Source organism: Craterilacuibacter sp. RT1T, from assembly GCF_023502145.1.
Classification (GTDB): domain Bacteria; phylum Pseudomonadota; class Gammaproteobacteria; order Burkholderiales; family Chromobacteriaceae; genus Craterilacuibacter.
This window is the reverse complement of sequence record NZ_JAMFLI010000004.1, coordinates 192,350-210,670: the sequence shown is the minus strand read 5'-3', so window position 1 is coordinate 210,670 and position 18,321 is coordinate 192,350. Positions and strand designations below refer to the sequence as shown.

At 55.6% G+C, this 18,321-nt stretch carries 17 protein-coding genes and 1 tRNA gene; 8 read left to right on the top strand and 10 right to left on the bottom strand.

What is annotated here, in order from left to right:
• Positions 1-62: 62 nt before the first annotated feature.
• From pyrI to M3P88_RS09025, 3 genes are all read right to left on the bottom strand, one after another.
• Positions 63-521, bottom strand: coding sequence for an aspartate carbamoyltransferase regulatory subunit (gene pyrI, locus M3P88_RS09035; protein ID WP_124735546.1), 459 nt, complete (start codon positions 519-521; stop codon positions 63-65).
• A gap of 28 nt (positions 522-549) precedes the next feature.
• Positions 550-1,470, bottom strand: a complete 921-nt coding sequence (gene pyrB / locus M3P88_RS09030; protein ID WP_249615716.1) for an aspartate carbamoyltransferase — start codon at positions 1,468-1,470, stop codon at positions 550-552.
• A gap of 635 nt (positions 1,471-2,105) precedes the next feature.
• Positions 2,106-3,929, bottom strand: a complete 1,824-nt coding sequence (locus M3P88_RS09025; protein ID WP_249615715.1) for a phosphoenolpyruvate carboxykinase (GTP) — start codon at positions 3,927-3,929, stop codon at positions 2,106-2,108.
• A gap of 463 nt (positions 3,930-4,392) precedes the next feature.
• Here M3P88_RS09025 and M3P88_RS09020 point away from each other — a divergent pair, with 463 nt between their 5' ends.
• Both M3P88_RS09020 and M3P88_RS09015 read left to right on the top strand, forming a co-directional pair.
• On the top strand, positions 4,393-4,794 hold the full coding sequence (locus M3P88_RS09020; protein WP_249615714.1) for a helix-turn-helix domain-containing protein: 402 nt from the start codon (positions 4,393-4,395) through the stop codon (positions 4,792-4,794).
• A gap of 48 nt (positions 4,795-4,842) precedes the next feature.
• Complete coding sequence (locus M3P88_RS09015; protein WP_249615713.1) at positions 4,843-5,349, top strand: FUSC family protein; 507 nt, start codon at positions 4,843-4,845, stop codon at positions 5,347-5,349.
• 6 nt (positions 5,350-5,355) lie between these two features.
• On the opposite strand, the gene M3P88_RS09010 is transcribed toward M3P88_RS09015, so the two are convergent.
• Positions 5,356-5,547 carry a Lar family restriction alleviation protein gene (locus M3P88_RS09010; RefSeq protein ID WP_249615712.1) on the bottom strand — a complete coding sequence of 64 codons (192 nt, stop codon included), beginning with the start codon at positions 5,545-5,547 and terminating at the stop codon, positions 5,356-5,358.
• A gap of 62 nt (positions 5,548-5,609) precedes the next feature.
• Positions 5,610-6,254, bottom strand: coding sequence for a LysE/ArgO family amino acid transporter (locus M3P88_RS09005; protein WP_249615711.1), 645 nt, complete (start codon positions 6,252-6,254; stop codon positions 5,610-5,612).
• A 138-nt stretch (positions 6,255-6,392) separates the two neighbouring features.
• Between M3P88_RS09005 and M3P88_RS09000 the strand changes: the two genes are divergently transcribed.
• The 3 genes from M3P88_RS09000 (at position 6,393) to M3P88_RS08990 (ending at position 12,401) form a co-directional block, all read left to right on the top strand.
• The gene (locus M3P88_RS09000) at positions 6,393-10,562 is read left to right on the top strand and encodes a DEAD/DEAH box helicase (RefSeq protein ID WP_249615710.1); all 4,170 of its coding nucleotides are present in this window, start codon (positions 6,393-6,395) and stop codon (positions 10,560-10,562) included.
• A gap of 89 nt (positions 10,563-10,651) precedes the next feature.
• The gene (locus M3P88_RS08995) at positions 10,652-11,104 is read left to right on the top strand and encodes a YaiI/YqxD family protein (protein WP_249615709.1); all 453 of its coding nucleotides are present in this window, start codon (positions 10,652-10,654) and stop codon (positions 11,102-11,104) included.
• Positions 11,105-11,186: 82 nt separating this feature from the next.
• Positions 11,187-12,401 (top strand): HD-GYP domain-containing protein, encoded by a 1,215-nt coding sequence (locus tag M3P88_RS08990; RefSeq protein ID WP_249615708.1) that lies wholly within the window; start codon positions 11,187-11,189, stop codon positions 12,399-12,401.
• A 4-nt stretch (positions 12,402-12,405) separates the two neighbouring features.
• Here the strand turns inward: M3P88_RS08990 and M3P88_RS08985 are convergent, their stop codons facing one another.
• From M3P88_RS08985 to M3P88_RS08965, 5 genes are all read right to left on the bottom strand, one after another.
• Positions 12,406-12,744, bottom strand: a complete 339-nt coding sequence (locus tag M3P88_RS08985; RefSeq protein WP_249615707.1) for a nucleotide pyrophosphohydrolase — start codon at positions 12,742-12,744, stop codon at positions 12,406-12,408.
• A 12-nt stretch (positions 12,745-12,756) separates the two neighbouring features.
• Positions 12,757-13,083 (bottom strand): VF530 family protein, encoded by a 327-nt coding sequence (locus M3P88_RS08980; protein WP_249615706.1) that lies wholly within the window; start codon positions 13,081-13,083, stop codon positions 12,757-12,759.
• Positions 13,084-13,182: 99 nt separating this feature from the next.
• Positions 13,183-13,267: transfer RNA gene (locus tag M3P88_RS08975), tRNA-Leu, on the bottom strand.
• Positions 13,268-13,362: 95 nt separating this feature from the next.
• On the bottom strand, positions 13,363-13,752 hold the full coding sequence (locus M3P88_RS08970) for a YkgJ family cysteine cluster protein (protein ID WP_249615705.1): 390 nt from the start codon (positions 13,750-13,752) through the stop codon (positions 13,363-13,365).
• 44 nt (positions 13,753-13,796) lie between these two features.
• Positions 13,797-15,770: a peptidase U32 family protein gene (locus M3P88_RS08965; protein ID WP_249615704.1), complete on the bottom strand. Its 1,974-nt coding sequence runs from the start codon at positions 15,768-15,770 to the stop codon at positions 13,797-13,799.
• A 210-nt stretch (positions 15,771-15,980) separates the two neighbouring features.
• Between M3P88_RS08965 and M3P88_RS08960 the strand changes: the two genes are divergently transcribed.
• From M3P88_RS08960 to ung, 3 genes are all read left to right on the top strand, one after another.
• A complete protein-coding gene (locus M3P88_RS08960; protein ID WP_249615703.1) occupies positions 15,981-16,640 on the top strand; it encodes a protein-L-isoaspartate O-methyltransferase family protein in 660 nt (219 codons plus the stop codon).
• Complete coding sequence (locus M3P88_RS08955) at positions 16,640-16,966, top strand: rhodanese-like domain-containing protein (RefSeq protein WP_249615702.1); 327 nt, start codon at positions 16,640-16,642, stop codon at positions 16,964-16,966. Before M3P88_RS08960 ends, M3P88_RS08955 begins: the two co-directional genes overlap by 1 nt.
• 71 nt (positions 16,967-17,037) lie before the next feature.
• Entirely contained in the window at positions 17,038-17,736 is a 699-nt protein-coding gene (gene ung, locus M3P88_RS08950; protein ID WP_349629051.1) for a uracil-DNA glycosylase, read from the top strand.
• The last annotated feature ends 585 nt before the right edge of the window (positions 17,737-18,321 follow it).

The following is an 18,321-nucleotide window of genomic DNA, read 5'->3' as shown; positions in this document are numbered from 1 at the left end:
TTTTGACGCACCGTCAAACGCGGTGCTTTATGTCATGCTTCCCTCTATGCCCTTCGTACGACTTAGCGCACTTCGGCAACAATATCCTTACTGAACACCTTTTCGCAATACTTGCAGCGCATCTTTGTGTCATTTTTATGTTCTTTGACATAAAAAAAGCTACTCACCGGCTCATTATGAGAAATGCAATTCGAGTTCGGGCAGGCAAAAATACCTTCAATCGTTTCCGGCAATACCAGCTTGTGCTTTCTGACCACATCGAAGTTTTCGATCACATTGACCGTTGCCTGTGGTGCAAACAAAGCCAGCTCGTTGGCCTGCTCTGCGGTCAGCGCCACATTCTCGACCTTGATGATGTCCTTGTTGCCCATGTGACGGCTGATCAGGTTCAGGCCAACGGTGACCCGCTCGCCGGTATCGGCCAGGCGGAACAGACGCAGGATTTTCAGGCCCTGTCCGGCAGGCAGGTGGTCGATTACGGTGCCTTCTTTCAGGGCTTCTACGGTGCGCGTGTATTGCATGGTGAATTCTTCCTTGTATCCGGTTTTATCAGACAGTTTCGTTCAGCACGAGGGACAGCAGCGCCTGGCGCGCATACACCCCGTTCTTGGCCTGCTGGAAGTAATAGGCATGGGGCGTGGCATCTACATCGACTGCAATCTCGTCTACGCGCGGCAGCGGATGCAGGATTTTCATATTGTCACGCGCATGCTTCAGCATCTCGGCCTTGAGAATGAACTGGCCCTGGATCTTCTTGAACTCGGCCTCGTCAAAACGCTCGCGCTGCACACGGGTCATATAAAGCACATCGATTTCCGGAATAACCTCTTCCAGGCTGCTGACCAGGGTGTACTTGATGCCCTTTTCGTCCAGCTCTTCGCAAATGTAGTCCGGCATGGCCAGAGCTTCCGGTGCCACAAAATAGAAGCTGGCATTGAACAGCGATAGTGCCTGGGTCAGCGAGTGCACGGTACGGCCATACTTGAGGTCACCAACAAAAGCGACAGTCAGGTTTTCCAGCGTGCCTTGGGTTTCATAGATGGAGAACAGGTCAAGCAGGGTCTGGGTCGGATGCTGGTTGGAACCATCGCCACCATTGATGATGGGCACCGGGGAAAATTCGCTGGCCAGACGGGCTGCGCCTTCCTTCGGGTGGCGCATCACGACTGCATCGCTATAGTCGCCAATAATCTTCAGCGAGTCGGCCAGGGTTTCACCCTTCTTGGCCGAGGTATTGCCACCATCGGCAAAGCCGATAATGTTGCCGCCCAGACGCTGGACTGCCGTTTCAAACGACAAGCGGGTACGGGTGGAGGGCTCGAAAAAGCAGCTGGCAATCAGTTTGCCTTGCAAGAGATCATTACGCGGCTCGCGCTTAAGCCGGCCTGCGGTTTCCACGACAAGCTCCAGCTCCTGACGGGTAAAGTCTGGAATAGAGATAATGTGTTTGCGGTAGAGCGTATTTGTCATGGTATGGCTCCTATTCCTGTCGTTTTAATGTTATTAGATGAAAAAAAAGCCCCTGAATAATCAGGAGCTTTTCTTTAAAAACCAATATGTCTGCTCGGGCAACAGTGGCGCGACAAAGAAAACAGCAACAGCGCGGTTGACCGCGTTGATTTGCTGAATAATTGCCTGCTGATATTCCACTTTTTCATGCCTCCGAACAAACCGCGCAATTCTAATCGTAGTTGTCGAAATGAAGAAGCCCCATGTCGCACTAACGACACAACAAGGCTCAAAAACAACAAATCAATATGATTTTTGGCACAAAAATGCAAATAGATTGATCAGTCAAAGTTCTTGATTGGGAAAATCGCCGCAAACCGCAACTTTCACCCAAACGCCACAGATAGCCTTGCCAGAAAAATGCAAGAGAAAACCAAAGGCACAAAAGTTTGTGTGCCGGGAAGCAAACAGACCTCTCGCAAGCCAGCACCAAAAGCCGTTTAATCGATCCAGACCTGATGCCAACATGGAAAAGTACCGCATCATCATCGGCGACTACAGATACAACAGCCGAATGCCCAATAAAACAGCCCGGCAAGTCTAGCCTGCCGGGCTACTGGATTCAGACGAAGATCACATCCAACCCCGATAGTCAGTCAGCCCTCGAGAATGGCGCTCAAACGGACACGCTGCTCGGCCAGACTGGCTGGCAAGCGGTCAGCCAGCTTGGCCAGCCAGTCGCCATGCGCCAAAACTTCCTTGCGCCAGGCCTCGGTATCCAGCTTCATCAGATCGGTAAACTGCTCGCGACTGACTTCATCCAGCCCGCTCCAATCCAGATCGTCATAGCTTGGCATCCAGCCCAGTACGCTTTTCTCGGCCTTGGCGACGCCTTGCACCCGACCAACAATCCACTCTAGCACCCGCATGTTTTCACCGAAGCCCGGCCACAGGAAGCGGCCGTTTTCATCCACGCGGAACCAGTTCACGCAGAAAATAGCCGGTGCCTGCTCCAGTTTGCTCCCCACCGTCAGCCAATGGTTGAAGTAATCCCCCATGTGATAACCGCAGAAAGGCAGCATGGCAAAAGGATCGCGCCGGGTCTGCCCTTGTGCTCCCATGGCGGCAGCGGTGGTTTCCGAGCCCATGGTTGCCGCCATATACACCCCCTCGTTCCAGCCGGCCGCTTCAAACACCAGCGGAACGGTAGACGAGCGGCGGCCACCGAAGATAAAGGCCGAGATAGGCACACCTGCGGCATCATTCCATGCCGGATCCAGCGAAGGACACTGGGTGGCGGAAACGGTAAAACGCGAATTAGGGTGAGCCGCCTTGCGTCCGGTCGCCTTGGCGATTTCCGGCGTCCAATCCTGACCCTGCCAATCGGTCAGATGCGCCGGCACATCCTTACTCATACCTTCCCACCATACATCCCCATCATCGGTCAGCGCGACGTTGGTGAAAATCACATTCTGCTGCAGCATGGCCATGGCGTTAGGGTTGGATTTGACCGAGGTGCCCGGCGCCACGCCAAAGTAACCATTTTCCGGATTGATGGCATATAGCTTGCCGTCGCTGCCCGGCTTGATCCATGCGATATCGTCCCCTACCGTGGTGACTTTCCAACCCTGATAAGCCGCCGGTGGAATCAGCATGGCAAAGTTGGTTTTACCGCAGGCGCTAGGGAATGCAGCGGCCACATAAGACTTTTCACCCTTGGGGCTTTCCACCCCCAGGATCAGCATATGCTCGGCCAGCCAGCCCTGATCGCGGCCCATGGTGGAGGCAATGCGCAGCGCAAAGCACTTCTTGCCCAAAAGGGCATTGCCGCCATAACCCGAGCCATAGGACCAGATCTCGCGCGTCTCGGGGAAATGGACAATGTATTTGGTATCAGGATTGCAAGGCCAAGGCTTGTCGGCCTCTCCTGCGGCCAGAGGTGCGCCGACGGTATGAATGCAGGGCACATAGTCGCCGTTTTCACCGAGCACGTCGTACACCGCACGTCCCATGCGCGTCATGATGCGCATCGAGGCGACGACATAAGGCGAATCGGTCAGCTCGATGCCGACATGTGCAATCGGCGAGCCCAGCGGCCCCATGCTGAATGGAATCACATACAAGGTGCGGCCACGCATACAACCGGCAAACAGGCCTTGCAGTGTGCCGCGCATTTCATCCGGATCCATCCAGTTATTATTCGGACCTGCATCTGCCTTATTTTCAGCACAGACATAGGTACGATCCTCCACGCGCGCTACGTCAGACGGGTCAGAAAAAGCGGCATAGCTATTAGGCCGCTTTTCCGGGTTGAGGCGCGTCAGCGTACCAGCCGCGACCATCTGCTCCAGCAGCAAGACATTTTCCTGTTCGGAACCATCTACCCAGTGGATGGCATCCGGCTGGGTCAGCTCGGCCACTTTAGCAACCCAGGCCAGCAGACCGGTATGTTTGATGTAGTCGGGAGCGATAGATTGCATGCTGCGCCTCGTTTTTATATAAAATGAGTATGAAATTTGAGTTGCTGATTTTCACAGATTTACAGGGCAGCGTCTCGACAATCTCTGCTTTCAAGACATTTTCAAGCCAAACGATTGTTTTTTTGCCGACACTCTTCGCCGCTAGCCAGTCTGTTACCCGACTTGCTGGCAGCAAACCGGTGATGGCTAGCCTTGCAATAGTGATGTATTTATTTAGCCGTGTATGAATAAAAAATCAATCACACACAACAATACAAAAGGCAATCATGTGTGATTTTTGGTCGCCCGTAAATCATACATAAATCAATACAGCCACACCTAATTGTTTTAATACACAATATGGCAGCATGTGTTTTATGGGCTGTATTTATAAATTCACACATAAAAACACACACAGATATGCGTTGTAGTACTGTATGAAAAAGTGTATGATTTTATTTCAATGCAAAAGAATGGAGCTCAGATGACTGTTTTGCCTGCTTTTGAAAGCCCGGACTTTCCGCTCGCACTCAAGACCCTGCGCAAAGCACTTCATCTGTCGCGTACGGCTCTGGCAGACAAGATAGGTATGTCTACGGCAGCCATCCAGCGCTATGAGGCCACCGATAGCAGTCATATCAAACCCAGCGCGCAAGCCTATGAAAAGCTGTGTCAGGAGCTGGCCAAGCTGCAAAGTGCAGCCAAACCTGTCCCGGTTGCGCGAACATCGCCCTCGGCACCGCCTGCCCCCCCCCCGCCCCCTGCGGTTATTTCGCCGACTGCCCAGCCCGCCTTGCCCGATATTCTGCTGACCGAAGCCAGCCTGGAGCAATTGATTGCCCGCGCCAAAATGCTGGGGGCTAAAAAAGTCACCATCGAATTCTGAGGCGACCGTCTACACTCTTAAGCATATTGATGATGTTTAGGAATAGCTGTGAGCATCAAATTTGGCAAATTGGATTTTATTGCCGCCATACGCATCATGCTGTTGCTTATACTGACCGGCGCTTGCGGCTATGTGCTGGGCGGAAAGATACCCGGTGCTTCAGCCGAGATAGGCCGTTTATGGGCAGTCATTTCCGGCATTGTGGTCTTGCAGGCAAGCAGTGACGAGACCATCAAGGCCGCCAGCAAGCGGGTATTGGGTACGCTGATTGGTGCGACCGTAGGCTGGCTTTATCTGACTCTGCTGCCCAATAACTGGGCAGCCGGTTTTATCTGCGTATTTCTGACAATATTGCTCAGTCAGCTGCTGGGCGTACCGGACAATGGCCGTCTGGGCTGCGTCACCGTCTTGGTGGTTCTGGTCGTTTCAGCCCTTCATCCCGGACTGCCCCCGCTGGTCAATGCCAGCCTGCGCTTTTTCGAAGCGGCGATAGGTTCCGGCATCGCCTTATTGCTAGCTTGGCTATGGCCACATCCGGATATGGTCAAACCCTGATAGCCTTCAGCGCTTGTTGTTCCAGTTATGAATCGCTTCTTTCTTATTGTCTGCCTGCGCGCCGATGCCGGTGCAGTTGCCTTGCCCGATATACTCCATACACTGCACCCAGAAACGGTGCGAACCGGCCTTGACCAGTTCGGCGCGCGAACCGCATTTACTGCAGGGCTTGATAACTGTACTGTTGGCTTCTGTCATGGCGATCTCTTTTCGGTTATGTAGATCAGGATCATAGCGTATGGATCATGCCTGATCCGCTGTCATTTCAAGCCGAAGTTAAGCAATAGGGAAATGGCTGTTGCAAACATCACCAGTGCGATCACCCCATCCAAAATGCGCCAGCTGGCTGGCTTGGCAAAATAAGGCGCCAGGCGTCCGGCCAGAAATCCTACCGTAGAGAACCACAAGATGGAGGCGAGCAATGCACCGCCGATAAAGGACAGTCGTCCGGCCTCGCCATAAGCGGCAGACAAGCCGCCAATCAACACCACGGTATCCAGCCACACATAGGGGTTGAGCAGTGTCAGCAATAAAACGCTGCGAATAGCACCGCGCCGCTCATGCACGATATCGCCCTCCAGCGTGGAAGCCTGTGGCGATAAAGACGAGCGCAAAGCGCGCAACCCAAGCCAGGCAATAAACCCGGCACCCAGCCAGCTAACAAGGGTGATAAATCCCGGAATAGCGGCCAGCAAGGTGCCAATGCCCAACACACCCAGGCTGATCAGCAGCACATCGCAGACAATGCAAATCGCGACGATAGGCAGGATATGACGACGGGCAATACCCTGACGGATTACATAGGCGTTTTGCGGGCCAATGCCGACAATTTGCCCGGCAGCCAAGGCAAATGCAGACAGGAAGACATTGATGTTAAACATAAACAGCCATACAAAATAAACCATAAGCATACATCGTAATCATACAAATAAAGCAATATTCGCCTCGCTCTCCATCTGCCATCTCCTGATTGAAGCGCATCTTTGCAGCATGCTCTGCGCTAGAATCTCTGCTTCCGCCACGATCCAACCCACTACCAAACTATGCCGACTCCGTCCGAAGCGCTTGCCTTGCTACCGCAGAACGCCCGTACTGTTTTGCGCGCGCTGGCCCTGTATTGGCAGCCCTGTACCCGCACTACTTTGAACAAGCTTCTGGCCAGTCTTGATTGGAATGATGACGAGAGCCGGCGTTTCAAGATGAATACGCTGCAGGAAATGCTCGCGCTATTGCGGGAGCAAGGCTGGGTAGAGGAGCTGCCGAATCGCGCGGGTTACTGGCAAATGACTGTCGAGGCCATCAATGCAGCTTACCTCGACATGCTGGACAGCGCGCCAAGCCGCAATTTGCAACAGGCACTGCTGGATGTACACGAGCTAGGACAACACAGCTTGCGGATGTGGCGGCCTTATTTCTCCAGCCCGGAAATGGCCGTCAGCGTGCTGCGACTGGAACTCTATAGCGGCCACAGCCCGCAACGCATGCTCAGCTTCGAATCCTGGTGCCGCACCATCGACGATTGGGAGGCGCTGCTGCAATCGGCGGGGCTGGATGACTTCGATCCCGTTCTGTTTAAGCGCCTGCACCCGCAGATGCAGGCGCATCTGGCCACGGTCGCGCTATTGCGCCTGCAGCTGGGATGGGATGAGCGCTATGGCGAAATGCCACAGCTGGCACAGGCGTTACTGGATCAGGGCCATCATGCCGGCCCGCTACCCCAGGCACTGATCGAATACGCCATTTTGTCCGGCCAGCCACAGCAGGTAGAGGCCATCATCAAGCAAGTCGACCTGGTACAAAGCGCCAGCCAGAACACATGGCCGGGCTACATCGCCTGCGCCCGTGCGGCCGTGGCCGCCACGCGCGGGCAATGGGCCAGCGCCCAACAGGGCTTCGAGCAGGGTCTGGCTCTGTTGCGAAAAGCCAGCGGCCGGCGCAAACAGCTGATACACGACACCATCGCCTGGCTCTATCCGCTATCCCTGATGGCACAGCAAACACCAGCCCAGCTGGAACTGGCACGCAAGTTCTGTGCTGCCGAAGCCGGCAGCAAAAATCCGGGAAACGACAGCCACTGGGGGGTACTGTGCAACGCCATCCGCATCCGTTTGGGCGAGTTGCCGCCTGCAGCCGTCTCCTTCAGCCTGCACAGCTCGCAATATTCCTATCACGACGTCGATTTCTGGCGGCTGCTGGTGCGCGTCTGGTTGCTGGAGCCGGGCAAGACGCTCTCTTTGACCGACGCCGAAAAAGAAGCCATTGCACTGCTACATGCTTTGCTCAAGAGCTGCGGCCTTAGCTGGATGGTGGAACAGCTGGATGCCGCGCGCGCCCATGGCCATGGACAATCCATTGCCTGTCCGTTTTTTGCCGGACAGCGCAATGAAAGTTGGCGCATCACACTGGCCGCACTGACGGCGCTGGGCAATAGCAGCGCCAGCGCCACTACCGACACCAGCACGCGCCTGATCTGGCAGATTGAGCTTGGCACCCATGGCGAAGTGCGCGCCATCATGCCGCTTGAACAAAAACAGGGCGTACGCGGCTGGGGCAAGCCCAAGGCGGCACCGTTATCGCGGCTGGCCAAGGACGAAAAGCTGCCGCCAGAAGACCTGCGCATCGTCCGCGCCATCCGCAAGGCCTACGGCAATACCCTGTATCTGGATCTGGCCAGCGCCATCGTCGCCCTGGTCGGCCATCCCATGGTCGAGCTCGCGGATGCGCCCGGGCAAAACATTGAGCTGGTTGAAGCCATGCCGCAACTGGAAATCATCGAGCTAAACGGTGAGCTCAAGGTCAAGGTCACACCCGCCATGCGCCCGCTGCCACCGACACCAAATCTCTACCTGACTGCCGCGCAGGAAAAAGAGCAGGAGGCGCTCAGACTGGTTAGCGTACTGCGCGATTCACCAACCCGCGCGCGCCTGATCCGCTTTACCCCCGAACAACAGCGTGCCGCACAACTGGTCGGGACCGGGCTGAGCCTGCCGGCTCAGGCACGCGAGGAATTGCAACAAGCACTGACCGGTCTGGCCGGTCATTTCCAGGTTGAAGGCAACCAGATTGATGCAGCACGCGAAACCGTTGCCGATGCGCGCCTGCGCGCCGAACTCTCGCCCAAGGATGAGGGTCTGGTGCTGCGCCTGGTCGCGGCGCCACTGGGTGAAGCCGGGCCACGGCTGATACCGGGCCACGGACGCTCCCAGCTGATTGCCCGTCTGGGCGGCGAGGCGCTCAGTGCCAGCCGCGACCTGACAACCGAAGCCAAGCATCGGGATGCAGTACTGGCCGCCGCCGATATGCTGGACCCGCTACCGCGAAAAGCACCACAGGAATGGGAGATCACCGCACCAGACGACGCGCTGGCACTATTGGCCATATTGCCGCAGCTGCCACAAATCGCCGGCATAGACTGGCCGCGCGGCAAGGCGATACGCGTGGCCACCCTGCATCCGGCAGCACTCAAGATCAGCGTCAGCAGCGGACACGATTGGCTGGCACTGCAAGGTGAAGCCCGCATAGACGAGCAACTGGTCCTGTCGCTCTCGACCCTGCTTGAGTTTGCCAAAACAGAAAACCGCTTTGTCGCACTGGGCGAGGGCCAGTATCTGACGCTGACACAGGAATTGCGCACGCGGCTGGCTGAAATCGCCACCGTTGCCGACATTCACAAGGGCGAAGCGCGCGTACCACAACTGGCCATGCAATGGCTGGATCATGCACTGGACGGGCTGGATATCACTACGGACCCGGCCTTCCGTGAACGCTTGCAGCGCCTGAATGCCGCCAGCGACAGCCAGCCGGCCTTGCCCGGCGGCTTGCAGGCCGAGCTGCGCGACTACCAGCATGACGGCTATCAATGGATGATGCGTCTGGCCGCAGCCGGTTTCGGTGCCTGCCTGGCCGACGATATGGGCCTGGGCAAGACGCTACAGGCACTGGCCGTCTTGCTGGCGCGCGCCAAAGACGGCCCGGCGCTGGTGGTCGCTCCCACTTCGCTAACCGGCAACTGGCAAGCGGAAGCACGGCGTTTTGCGCCGGCACTCAATGTCAGCGTGTATAGCGAGGGCGACGACATCGGCCGCAGCGATATGATAGAAAAAGCCCAAGCCGGCGATGTGCTGCTGGTGTCATACACCCTGCTATTGCAGGCCAGTGCGACTTTTGCGGCAAAGTCATGGCACACACTGGTAGTCGATGAGGCGCAAGCCATCAAGAATGCGCAAGCCAAGCGCAGCCAGGCCGTATTCGAACTTAAGGCCGATTTCAGGCTGGCGCTGTCCGGCACGCCGATCGAAAATCGTCTGTCCGAATTGTGGGCCATTATGCGCTACGGCAACCCGGGGTTGCTTGGCAGCAGCAAGCGCTTTGGCGAGCGCTTTGCCAATCCGATCGAGCGGGAAAACGACCGCACAGCCCAGCGTACGCTGCGCCGCCTGATTGCGCCCTTTATCCTGCGCCGTACCAAGCAACAGGTGCTAGACGAATTGCCACCACGCACCGAGCTGATTCTGACGGTTAAACCCGATGCGGCCGAACTGGCCCATTACGAAACCCTGCGCCGCCAGGCCTTGCAGCAGGCCGAACAAAGCATGAGCGAGGGTCATAGTGCGCAGGCACGCATGAATATGCTGGCACAACTGACCAAGCTGCGCCGCGCCGCGTGCGACCCGCGCCTGGTCAATCCGCAACTGGGCCTGACCGGAGCCAAGGTACAGGCCTTTGCCCAACTGGCCGAAGAACTGCTTGCCAACCGCCACAAGGTGCTGGTGTTCAGCCAGTTTGTCGATTTTCTGGCTCTGCTGCGCGAGCCGCTGGACAGCGCCGGCATTGCCTACCAGTATCTGGACGGCTCGACTCCGGTTGCCGAACGCAACCGCCGCGTAGCGGCATTTCAGGCCGGCGAAGGCGAGCTATTCCTGATCAGCCTCAAGGCCGGCGGTTTCGGCCTTAACCTGACTGCCGCCGACTATGTCATTATCGCCGACCCGTGGTGGAACCCGGCTGCCGAAGACCAGGCCATGGGCCGCGCCCACCGTATGGGCCAGCAACGGCCGGTAACCGTCTATCGTCTGGTCAATGAAGACACGCTGGAACAAAGCATCATCGCCATGCATCACGACAAACGCGCACTGGCTGACGGCATACTGGAAGACGGTGGGGGCGCCATCGTTCCGTCCAGTGAAGATCTGCTGGCATTGATACGCGGCTAACGCCCTCCCACCATCACATCACCCGCTGCCTGCCGCGGCGGGTATAAGGAAAACCAAACTCATGAACTTATCCACGCTGCGGAGCCCCCATGCCGATCTGGGTTGATGCCGACGCCTGCCCCAAGGTCATTCGCGAAGTCTTGTGCCGAGCCGCCGAACGCACCGCCATGCAAACGACTTTTGTCGCCAACCAGCTGTTAAGCGTGCCTTCTTCGCCACACATCCGCGCCCTGCAGGTTCCCAAGGGCTTCGATGTCGCCGACAACGAAATCGTACGCAGGGTAAACAGCGGCGACTTGGTGATTACCGGTGATATTCCACTGGCGGCCGAGGTCCTGGCCAAGGGTGCGGCCGCACTGAACTGGCGCGGCGAGCCGTTCTCCACGGAAACCATCGCGGCGCAACTGACCATGCGCGACTTTATGGAAACACTGCGCGCCAGCGGCATCCAGAGCGGTGGCCCTGCTACACTCAGTCAAGCCGACCGGCAGGCTTTTGCCCGCCAGCTTGATCGCTGGCTTGCCCGGCAACGGATGCAATAAATATATTCACACAGACAAACAATGCCAAACAACTTGCTGATTGCATTAAAATTACGAGTCACTCCTCTGTATTCTGCACAATATGATCAAGTGTATTAACGTAGCCGACCTTAGAGTGGGCATGTACATCCATGACCTTAATTGCGACTGGATGTCACACCCTTTCTTAAGCAAACGCTTTCTGGTGCGCAGATCGGACGCAATCGAAAAAATTGCCGCCAGCGGCATCCATGAGGTGTATATCGACACCAGCAAGGGGCTGGATGTCAACCACGCTCCGACCGTGCATGAAGTCAAACGGCAACTGGAAAACGAAATCATTGCCTTTGCCAACAGTACACCAGCGTTGCCGCGCAAGGTGGAAGCGCATAGCGAACTGTTCCAGGCCAGGCAGATCAATGAGCAAGCCAACCAAATTGTCTTCGACATCATGCAGGATGTACGTTTGGGGCAGCAGGTCGAGCTGGAGAAAATGGAGCCTGCCGTGACGCGGATGACGCAATCCATCCTGCGCAATAACGGCGCGCTGCTATCGCTGTGCCGCATCAAGAACAAGGACGATTACACCTTCCGCCATTCGGTCAGTGTGGGTGCGCTGATGATCAGCTTCTGCAACGCGATGGGGATGGACAGCCAAACCATACACTTGGCCGGCATAGGCGGCATGCTGCACGATATCGGCAAAATGAAAATTCCGGACAGCATCCTCAACAAACCGGGAAAGCTGACCGAAGACGAGTTCGGCATCATTAAATGCCATGTCGTCGAAAGCAAACAAATCCTGCAAGCGACCGACGGTATTTCCAGTCAGTCCATCGAAGTCGCCGCCCAGCATCACGAACGGCATGACGGCAGCGGCTACCCGGCCGGCCTCAAGGGAGACGAGATTTCTCAACTGGGCCAGATGGCGGCCATTGTCGATGTCTACGATGCGCTGACCTCAGAGCGCTGCTACCACAACGCCATGCCACCAACCGATGCACTGCGGAAAATTTACGAGTGGTCGAAATTCCACTTCAACCCTCAGCTCGTGCAGGCATTTATGCGCTGTATCGGCATTTATCCGGTCGGTACGCTGGTCATGCTGGAAAGTGGCCGCTTGGGGGTTGTTATCGAACAGAACGATAACAGTCTGGCCGCGCCCAAGGTTAAGGTTTTCTTCAGCAGCAAGAGCAATACCCATATCCGGCCGGAAATCGTCGATCTGTCGCGCAGTCTGGGCATGGGAGGCGGCGATAGAATCGTACGCCACGAGTCCCCAAGCAAATGGCGGCTGGACCCCTTGCGCTTCCTGTAAAGCCTCAAGGTGCCGGATATTTTTCCGCATTCTTGCGCAGCTTGTCGGCTAACGCATGCTCAAGATCGACACCGCTTACTTGCGCCAGCCGTACCAGATACAACAACACATCGGCGATTTCCTCGCCCAAGTGCTCGAACTCGGCCGGATCATCCGCAATGGCAGCGGCTTCGGCGTCGGTTTTCCACTGGAAGATTTCAGCCAGTTCTCCAACTTCCCCGGTCAGCGCCAACACCAGATTTTTCGGCGTATGAAAGCGCTGCCAATCCCGCGCATCGGCAAAATGCTGCAGAGCTTGCAGCAAGCCCGCCGCATCCAGCAATTTATCCTGACTCATTGCCATGGTCGCTCCGCTTCAGGATTTGCGGGAAAACAGACGTGGGCGCGTATCCGTCGAATCCGCAGCCGCAGGCGTTGCCGCTTGCGCGGCCTTGGGTGCGCGCGGTGCAGCCGCTCTGGCCTGCCTGGCCTTCATATTGGCAAACAGCGACTCAACCTTGGCACGCGCCCATGGCGTACGCCGCAGAAAAATCAGGCTGGTCTTGACGCTGGGCTGAAAGGTAAAACAGCGAATCTTGATGCGCTGCCCGAGATCTTCCCAGCCATAATGCGCAACCAGTTCGTTCAGCATCGCTTCCAGCGTGATGCCATGCATGGGGTTATCAGGTTGGGGCGAGGTCATAGCAGGCTTTCAGAGAGGAAACGAAAATTCAGCATAGGCGCTTGCCCAGCCATAAAACAAAAAGCGCCGTCAGGCGCTTTTTTGCTACATAAATTCGGATGGTGCCCCGGGCCGGGGTCGAACCGGCACAGCCGAAGCCGAGGGATTTTAAGTCCCTTGTGTCTACCAATTTCACCACCGGGGCCAGACTGCAGCAGATGCAGTCAGGTTGCAGACTTTACCACATTTTCATTCTGAATTTCAGCCCCTGATTAAGGGAAGTTCTGCTTTTATCTGTGATCAGCCACCAAAAGTCGTTTTTTTGGTATAGGCACAAAAGCCTGGCCTAGGACCGACCTGCGGATGTTTACGGCAGGTATTGGGCCGCACATCATAAATCGTGCACAAACGCGTTTTCTGATCCAGATAGCTGCAATCACCATTGGCACGGCGCGACAAGGTAAACAGGCTGTTCTTGAAGTTGAAATGCTCGATCAGCTTCTGCTTTTGCAGACGCTTGGCAATATCCTTGATCGGCTCTTCCAGCTCGAACTCATCAGCCAGCCCCATCCGAATCAAATCAGGCAAGCGCACCTCGACCGGCATGGAGCAACAGCTACTGACGCAGCTATCGCACAATCCCTGTTTGTACTTGATCCAGGTATCGGTCCGGTTTACATCAGCACACACTTTGTTTTCCTGTCATATCATGATCGTGTTTCACGTGAAACACCTTACTGCGGACGCTGGCGATAAAAAGTCAGCGGCATGGTAACCGGCACATCGGATGGCGGCGGCGTTTTCAGTACATGCTTCTTCATCGTACCCATCACATGCATCTCGCACGGACGGCAATCGAAGACCAGGGTATAGGTCTCGTTTCCCGACTTGAGCGTCATCGGATCGGCACGCACCTGCCCCATCACCCCTTTCACCCCCTTGGCCTGCTTGGGGCACAGATTGAAGCTGTAACGCAGGCAGTGCTTGGTGATCATCAGGCTGACCTCACCCTCTTGCTGATGCGCCTCATAAGCCATGTCCATGACTTCAACCCCATGCTTGCGGTAAAACTGCCACGCCAGCGGGTTGTAGACATTGGCCAGATAGCTGAGCGTTGTTTCTGGGTAAGCAACCGGAGGCTCGACGGCTGCTTTGCGCAGCTGGCGCGGCCAGGCGGCAATGCGTGCAGCCTCCAGTTTGGCGATCGCCTCACGGCGCAAGGCATTAATGGTGGCGCTCGGCACGAACCATGGCTGGCGTAATTTCAGCTCGATATCGTGCGCACAGAACATGGTATTGCCGAGCTTGCCCAGATTGTCGCGCAAGCCCGACTCTGCACGCGCAGCATCCTTGGCCGGCTCCAGAGCCATGTCGGCAGCAACTTCCACCTGAACACCGTCACTATCCGTCAGCGATAACAACAAACCCTTGTCGTTATCGCTCAGCGTGAGCCATACCCCGACTTTGCGCTCGGCCGATTTTTTCAGCAGCGCCAGCTCCCAGGCATGATCACGATTGCGACAGATATCCGTCCCCGGCCTCAAGCCCTTAAGCAGGGAAACATCATGTGGCTCGACCCGCCAGAGTTCACCTTCGTCACCACGCCCGATCTTTTTCACGGTATTGGCGTGAAAGCCGACCACTTCGCGCTTCTGCATGAAATTCAGGCCGTCACCGTTGTGCAGTTCTTCCTTCGCCTCCAGTTCAAACCAGTCCTGCCCCACCTTGGTGACGACACCCAAGCCCAGACCGACAAACTTGGGTGAATCGAAAGCACCGATATCAACCTTGCGCCCGGTGGCGAAATAATCAGTCGCACCGCGATGGAAGGTTTTGTCCGGATCCGGCGCAAAGAAGATCTCGCTGTCGCCGCTGGATGCACGCGCCAGTTCAGGCCGGCGTTCGATGATTTCGTCGAGCAGCAAGCGGTAATGCGCGGTGATGTTTTTGACGTAGGACACATCCTTGTAGCGCCCTTCTATCTTGAACGAACGCACACCCGCATCAACCAGCGCCTCCAGATTGGCACTCTGGTTATTGTCTTTCATCGATAGCAGATGCTTGTCGAATGCCACGACCCTACCCTGATCATCGGTCAGGGTGTAAGGCAGGCGGCAGGACTGCGAGCAATCACCACGATTGGCGCTGCGGCCGTTATCGGCATGGCTGATGTAGCATTGCCCGGAAAAGGCCACGCATAAGGCACCATGAATAAAATACTCGATGGCCGCCCCGCCACCTACTGCAGCAGAAATCTGCCGTATTTGCGGAATGGTCAGCTCGCGTGCCAACACCAGCTGTGAAAACCCGCTATCGGACAGAAAGCGGGCTTTTTCCACGCCGCGGATATCGCATTGGGTCGAGGCATGCAACTGGATAGGCGGCAAGTCCATCTCCAGAATACCCATATCCTGCACAATCAGCGCATCGACGCCGGCATCGTATAACTGGAGGATCAGCGCGCGGGCAGGCTCTAACTCGGCCTCATGCAAAATGGTATTGAGCGTAACAAAAATGCGTGCATGGTAACGATGGGCAAACTGCACCAGCTCGGCGATGTCAGCCACACTATTGCCGGCATTATGTCTTGCCCCAAAGCTGGGTCCACCGATATACACCGCGTCCGCGCCATGCAAAATGGCCTCGCGACCTATTTCAGCGGTTTTGGCAGGCGACAGAAGCTCCAGCTGGTGCGATAGCAGACTCATTAAACATCCTTGGGGCAAAAATAATTGGGCACAAACAGGCAAGGGGCGGAAGTATAGCGGAATCAGACACTTGGATAAACAAGCATACCCGGTTTCTGTCCGCTGAAACGTCAGGGATACAGGATCAGGCTTGAATCAAGGCTGCTGTAAAGAACAAGTAAATATGCGATACTTTGGCGTTATTATTATGAAGCAGGCATGAGGCTGAGCATGGATTTCGAAAAAGCACGATTCAATATGATTGAGCAGCAGATCCGCCCGTGGAATGTACTCGACACCGATATCCTGGATCTGATGTTTCACGTGAAACGCGAAGATTTTGTCAGTGAAGCGCTACGTACCCTCGCTTTTACCGACAATGAACTACCGCTGCCCAATGGCAGCCTGATGCTGCAGCCCAAAATCGAAGCACGTATGCTGCAAGACCTGAACGTGCAGCCGACAGACAAGGCACTGGAAATCGGTACCGGCTCCGGCTATGTCACGGCACTGCTGGCCAGTCTGGCCAGCCATGTGTACAGCGTGGAAATCGATGCCTCGCAGCGTGAACGTGCAGCAGAAAACCTCAAACAAGTGCGTTTGCAAAACATCACCCTACTTGAAGGCAATGGTGTGTCCGGCTTGCCGGCCCATGCACCTTATGATGTTATTTTCGTAGGTGGGTCGCTGCCCGTGGTTCCTGATGCACTCAAGCAGCAACTGGCCATCGGTGGACGCATGATGATTGTTACCGGCGATCTGCCTGTTATGCGTGCCCTGTTGATCAAACGCATCAGCGAGCAGGATTTCAGCAGCGAAGAAATGTTCGATACTTGCGTCGCTCGCCTTGAGCACGCAGAAGCCGTCGAACCGGAACGCTTCGTTTTCTGATGGCACGCGAAATCCGTGCCGGCGAACTGGCAGCCTGGCTGACAGACGATCAACGTCCCCAGCCCTTGCTGCTTGATGTGCGCGAACCATGGGAAGTCGAGATTGCCCATATTGCCGGCTCTCGCACGATTCCTATGCACCTTGTTCCGCTACGTATGAGCGAATTGCCGGACGACACACCCATCGTCACGATCTGCCATCATGGAGTACGCAGTTTTCAGGTCGCGCTTTATCTGGAAAATGCCGGGTTCGAAGATGTGCAAAGTCTGGCAGGCGGTGTCGAAGCATGGGCATCTGCCATTGATCCAGCCATGGCACACTACTGAATAACAAGCAAAAGCCGTATTTGACAGCAAATCGGGCCGCCTTGAGCGGCCCTTTTTCTATGGTACCCCTCATGTCTGAACTGAATTATCTCGATACTGCCCTCTCACGGGTTCATCCCGCATGGCTTGCCACTTTCAAGCAAGCCGATATCGCACAACAGTTGCAGCAAATTGATCAAGCGCTGACACAACGCGCTCAGACGGGAGAAATCATCTATCCGCCACGTGATGCCATTTTTGCCGCATTAAGCAAAGCACCAGACAAAATACGGGTCGTGATCCTGGGGCAGGATCCCTATCACGGCGACGGAGAAGCCATGGGCCTTAGCTTTTCCGTACCGGATGGCGTCCGCATTCCACCCAGCCTGCGTAATATCTATAAGGAAATCGCGACTGACCTTGAGCTGAGCCTGCCTGCATCCGGCAATCTGTCAGCTTGGGCAGACCAGGGCGTCTTGCTACTGAACAGTGTGTTGACGGTGGCGGCCAATCAGGCGGGCAGCCATGGAAAACTGGGTTGGCAATATGTTTGCGATGCCCTGCTCGATACGCTCAACCGGGAAAATCCGGGCTGCGTATTTTTGTTATGGGGCAATTGGGCACAAAGCAAGGCAAAGCGAATCGATAGTCGACGCCATGCCATTTTTTGTGCGGCCCATCCTTCCCCTCTGGCTGCCTATCGCGGTTTTTTTGGTTGCCGTCATTTTTCGCAAGCCAATGCCTGGTTACAGGCACACGGTTATGCGGCTATCGACTGGTCGGCAAAATAGCCCTTACCCTAGCGCTTGCCATGTGCAAGCTCACTTTACTTTGCATCTTTACGATGCGCTAAAGCCGGTATTTCTTTGATCCGGCTCTAAACGGATTGCCTGCCAGACATCTGCTTGGCTTTGGCAGGCACAGCAAGCGCCTTGTACACGCTTTTCGCTGCGACTGCTTCACATCCCCCGCTTAAAAGCCGTTGCGTCCTTACAAACGCCTTTAACGGCTCATCATTCTGAGTTCAAGTCGGCTATCGCCATCACAAATTCCGTCCATATCCTGCCTTGATGTGGATAAGTTCAGAAATCCACTCCGTCAATGCAGAGAACAAGTGTGATGCTGTAGATGAATCTGCCATTCCACACTGTTTCTACAGTCTCCCTCTTATCTAGCGGAAAAAACCGGATTTTTACCTGCTGATTTGCCTGCAATCAGTGAATTCGCAAGCCTGTCATCCGGATATGCATCTCACCAACCTTACTGCCGATAAGATCAAAACACTATTTTGCATGGTGTGCGTTATCAGATAACGGACACAGAAATAGCATAGTGGGTTGTTTTTAAACGAATTATCTTGTTGTTCAGCGCATTTG

What these genes read in the sequence shown, in the direction of transcription:
- pyrI (WP_124735546.1), bottom strand. Translation starts at nt 521, where the DNA reads ATGCAATACACGCGCACCGTAGAAGCCCTGAAAGAAGGCACCGTAATC.
- pyrB (WP_249615716.1), bottom strand. Translation starts at nt 1,470, where the DNA reads ATGACAAATACGCTCTACCGCAAACACATTATCTCTATTCCAGACTTT.
- M3P88_RS09025 (WP_249615715.1), bottom strand. Translation starts at nt 3,929, where the DNA reads ATGCAATCTATCGCTCCCGACTACATCAAACATACCGGTCTGCTGGCC.
- M3P88_RS09020 (WP_249615714.1), top strand. Translation starts at nt 4,393, where the DNA reads ATGACTGTTTTGCCTGCTTTTGAAAGCCCGGACTTTCCGCTCGCACTC.
- M3P88_RS09010 (WP_249615712.1), bottom strand. Translation starts at nt 5,547, where the DNA reads ATGACAGAAGCCAACAGTACAGTTATCAAGCCCTGCAGTAAATGCGGT.
- M3P88_RS09005 (WP_249615711.1), bottom strand. Translation starts at nt 6,254, where the DNA reads ATGGTTTATTTTGTATGGCTGTTTATGTTTAACATCAATGTCTTCCTG.
- M3P88_RS09000 (WP_249615710.1), top strand. Translation starts at nt 6,393, where the DNA reads ATGCCGACTCCGTCCGAAGCGCTTGCCTTGCTACCGCAGAACGCCCGT.
- M3P88_RS08995 (WP_249615709.1), top strand. Translation starts at nt 10,652, where the DNA reads ATGCCGATCTGGGTTGATGCCGACGCCTGCCCCAAGGTCATTCGCGAA.
- M3P88_RS08990 (WP_249615708.1), top strand. Translation starts at nt 11,187, where the DNA reads ATGATCAAGTGTATTAACGTAGCCGACCTTAGAGTGGGCATGTACATC.
- M3P88_RS08985 (WP_249615707.1), bottom strand. Translation starts at nt 12,744, where the DNA reads ATGGCAATGAGTCAGGATAAATTGCTGGATGCGGCGGGCTTGCTGCAA.
- M3P88_RS08980 (WP_249615706.1), bottom strand. Translation starts at nt 13,083, where the DNA reads ATGACCTCGCCCCAACCTGATAACCCCATGCATGGCATCACGCTGGAA.
- M3P88_RS08965 (WP_249615704.1), bottom strand. Translation starts at nt 15,770, where the DNA reads ATGAGTCTGCTATCGCACCAGCTGGAGCTTCTGTCGCCTGCCAAAACC.
- M3P88_RS08960 (WP_249615703.1), top strand. Translation starts at nt 15,981, where the DNA reads ATGGATTTCGAAAAAGCACGATTCAATATGATTGAGCAGCAGATCCGC.
- M3P88_RS08955 (WP_249615702.1), top strand. Translation starts at nt 16,640, where the DNA reads ATGGCACGCGAAATCCGTGCCGGCGAACTGGCAGCCTGGCTGACAGAC.
- ung (WP_349629051.1), top strand. Translation starts at nt 17,038, where the DNA reads ATGTCTGAACTGAATTATCTCGATACTGCCCTCTCACGGGTTCATCCC.